Source organism: Pseudomonas sp. Sample_9 (assembly GCF_004307535.1).
In the GTDB taxonomy this organism is placed as follows: domain Bacteria; phylum Pseudomonadota; class Gammaproteobacteria; order Pseudomonadales; family Pseudomonadaceae; genus Aquipseudomonas; species Aquipseudomonas mercuritolerans.
Map to the genome: position 1 here is coordinate 49,305 of NZ_RAZO01000063.1, position 3,219 is coordinate 52,523.

Sequence of the window (3,219 nt, forward strand, 5' to 3'; positions counted from 1 at the left end):
CTCAATCTGACCGGCAAAGAGACGTTCGAGATTCTGGGATTGACCGGCGTCGAGCTGAGGCCACGGATGAATCTGCCGCTGGTTATCACTCGCGAGGATGGGCGTCAGGAAAGAATCGAAGTCTTGTGCCGGATTGATACGCTGAATGAGGTCGAGTACTTCAAATCCGGGGGGATTCTGCATTATGTATTGCGGCAGTTGATTGCTTCGTAACGGGACACGTTCGCGCAGGCTGCGATCTCTTTGACTTGGGTTTTCAAGAGCCAGATCAAAAGATCGCAGCCTTCGGCAGCTCCTACGTACAGACGAAAAAAAACCCGCCGAAGCGGGTTTTTCCCAAGACCATTATCGACTCCCTGTCGGCAGCGATCCTTGCAAATGGTCGATCATCCATGATCCTGAAACACTCCCTGTGTCTCAGTTGATGTGTGTAGATTACCCAGTGGATCCAATCAGCAATAGTCGTAAAAGCTACCAACGCGTGTAAGACATTCGCCATACAAACACTTCCGAAAACCCTTAGACGTGTCAGGCGCCGCCGCTTTCACGAGCCCTGGCGCTTTCGGCGAGAAACTGTTCAAGCCTGCTCAACTGCTCCTCCCAGCCGCGGCTGTCCATGTAATACGCCTCTTTCTGGCGGATATCAGGGATGTGCGCGAAGCCGGATTCCGAGACCTTGAGTAGAGTGCCGTCTTCGAAGTCCTGCAATTCGAACTTGACCAGCGTGGTCGGCTCTTGTGAATAGTCGATCTTCGGGTTGACCGCATACGGGTGCCAGCGGAAAGAAAACAACTGCTGCGGCTCGACCCGCTCGATCAGCACATTCCACAATACGTGTTCATAACCGGGGTACGTGACCTGGCCCTGCGTCCACTCGCCGGCAATGAAACGCCGTCCCTCGAGCGCCACGCCGAACCACTGGCCAAACGCCTCTGCATCGACCAATGCACGCCAGACGTGGGAACGCGACGCCTTGAGCGTGATCTTGCGTTCGAAACTGTTAGGTACTGGTTTCATACGTCACCTCCTGTTCTGAACACTAGGCTTGTATGACCACATGTCCAATGCGAAGTTGTATCCAGGCGCTGCAGGCATCGATTCGAGCGGACACATCCTGCGGTATTTTCCGCTCTGTGATCGGCGCCGCCTGACCTGTTATCTTTCCAGCGAATCCGCAGAAACAAGGACGAATCATGCAGCCCTCTCTTGCCGATCGGTATCGCGGCGCCCTCCTCGGCCTGGCTTGCGGCGATGCGGTCGGCACAACGGTTGAGTTCCAGCCGCGAGGATCATTCCAGCCGCTGAGCGATATGGTTGGCGGCGGCCCGTTCCAGCTCAAGCCTGGGCAATGGACCGATGACACCTCAATGGCACTGTGCCTGGCCGAAAGCCTGCTGAGTAAAAACGGCTTCGACGCGACTGATCAGATGGGCCGCTATCTCAATTGGTGGAAATGGGGATACCTGAGCTCTACCGGAGAATGTTTCGACATCGGCATGACCGTCAGCCATGCACTGGAACAGTATCAGCGAACCGGGGAGCCTTTCGCAGGGTCGACTGATCCATTGACTGCTGGTAACGGGTCGCTGATGCGATTGGCGCCTGTCGTGCTGTTTTATTTTCCCGACGCTGGACAGATCCAGATCAACGCCGCCGACAGTTCGCGCACAACCCATGCGGCGCCGGAGGCAATCGAGTGCTGTCAGTTGCTGGCTGACCTGATCGCACGAGCGCTTGAGGGTGCGGAGAAAACACAGCTTCGGCGGTCGCCACTGCTCCAGCTTTCCCAGCCCAAGGTGATTGCGATTGCTCAGGGTGAGTACCTCCATAAAGCGGAAACTGAAATAAAAGGCAGTGGCTATAGCGTCCAATCGCTGGAAGCCGCTTTGTGGTGCTTTCACCATACGCAGACATTCGCCGAAGCGGTGTTGAAAGCAGCCAATCTCGGTGATGATGCGGATACGACGGCTGCTATCGTCGGTCAGTTGGCAGGTGCTTACTACGGCGCTCGGGCGATTCCCGAACACTGGCTGGAGCAGTTGCATGAAGGCGAGGAAATCACCGCCACTGCGGATCGCTTGCTTGAGGCCTCCCGCCTACGTACATAACAATCGCTACACTCATTCCACTCGATACAGCGAGAACCTTATGTCAGTGCGTCTGCTTCTGGCCCTTGCGCCTTTTTTGTTTGCCCCTTTCGCCCATGCCACGGTTGATTGCGCCAACGCCAGTGATCAGGCGACGATGAATCAATGCGCTGGGCAAGCGTTCAAAGCGGCGGACAAGGAATTGAATACGATCTACCAGCAGATCACCGGACGCCTTAAGGACAACCCGGACGGAAAGAAGCTGCTGGTCAACGCGCAGCGGGCGTGGGTCAGCTTTCGGGATGCCGAGTGCACGTTTTCGGCTTCTGGGGTGGCGGGCGGGAGCGTTTATCCGTTGGTTTACAGTAGCTGTCTCACGGACGTCACCAAGGCTCGGATAGAAGCCTTCAAGCAATATTTGAAATGTGAGGAAGGTGATATGAGTTGCCCGGTACCTGGTGCGTAATCACAGGCTCACTTACGGGAGCCTGTGCTGTGAAACCGTTATGCCTCAGACGTGCGGATCACCCGGTGCTTTGCTCGGCGCTGCGTATTGCGGCTTGAGGTGGCCATCCTGATCAAGTAACCAGGCGTCCATGATCTGCCGCACTACTGGACCGGCAACACGACCACCCGCCTCGCCGTTCTCGATCATTACCGAGATGGCGATCTTTGGATGTTCGGCCGGTGCAAACCCTACAAACAGGGCGTTGTCACGGTGGCGCTCGAGGGTTTTCTCACGGTTGTAGCGCTCACCCTGCTTGATCGCCACCACTTGCGCCGTACCACTCTTGCCGGCGATACGGTATTGCGCACCCGCAGCGGCCGCTCGTGCGATGCCTCGAGCATCGTGCATGACCATCTGCATACCGTGGTTGACCTGCTCCCAATCACGCGGATCCTTTAGCAGAATGTTCGGCATCGGGTGCTCGTCAACCGGCGCAACGCCGTCGACCGACTTGGCCAAGTGCGGCCGATTCCATATACCCTTATTGGCGATCAGGGCAGTGGCCTGGGCCAATTGCAGCGGGGTGACCTGCATGTAGCCTTGGCCGATGCCGAGAATAACCGTCTCGCCGGGATACCAGGCCTGTCGCCGAGTAGCGCGTTTCCACGCTTGCGACGGCATCAG

5 protein-coding genes are annotated in these 3,219 nt (G+C 56.9%); 3 read left to right on the forward strand and 2 right to left on the reverse strand.

From position 1 onward, the window contains the following. The coding region (locus D6877_RS29305; RefSeq protein ID WP_178083626.1) for a hypothetical protein at positions 1-213 on the forward strand (213 nt) is incomplete at its 5' end. 315 nt (positions 214-528) lie between these two features. On the opposite strand, the gene D6877_RS03800 is transcribed toward D6877_RS29305, so the two are convergent. Beyond that, positions 529-1,017 carry an SRPBCC family protein gene (locus tag D6877_RS03800; RefSeq protein WP_016775506.1) on the reverse strand — a complete coding sequence of 163 codons (489 nt, stop codon included), beginning with the start codon at positions 1,015-1,017 and terminating at the stop codon, positions 529-531. 176 nt (positions 1,018-1,193) lie between these two features. On the opposite strand from D6877_RS03800, the gene D6877_RS03805 reads away from it, so the two are divergent. Beyond that, positions 1,194-2,108 carry an ADP-ribosylglycohydrolase family protein gene (locus D6877_RS03805; protein ID WP_130909903.1) on the forward strand — a complete coding sequence of 305 codons (915 nt, stop codon included), beginning with the start codon at positions 1,194-1,196 and terminating at the stop codon, positions 2,106-2,108. A 40-nt stretch (positions 2,109-2,148) separates the two neighbouring features. Continuing rightward, on the forward strand, positions 2,149-2,553 hold the full coding sequence (locus D6877_RS03810; RefSeq protein WP_130909904.1) for a lysozyme inhibitor LprI family protein: 405 nt from the start codon (positions 2,149-2,151) through the stop codon (positions 2,551-2,553). Between the two features lie 45 nt (positions 2,554-2,598). Here D6877_RS03810 and D6877_RS03815 read toward each other — a convergent pair. Continuing rightward, the coding region (locus tag D6877_RS03815; RefSeq protein WP_277751470.1) for a penicillin-binding transpeptidase domain-containing protein at positions 2,599-3,219 on the reverse strand (621 nt) is incomplete at its 5' end.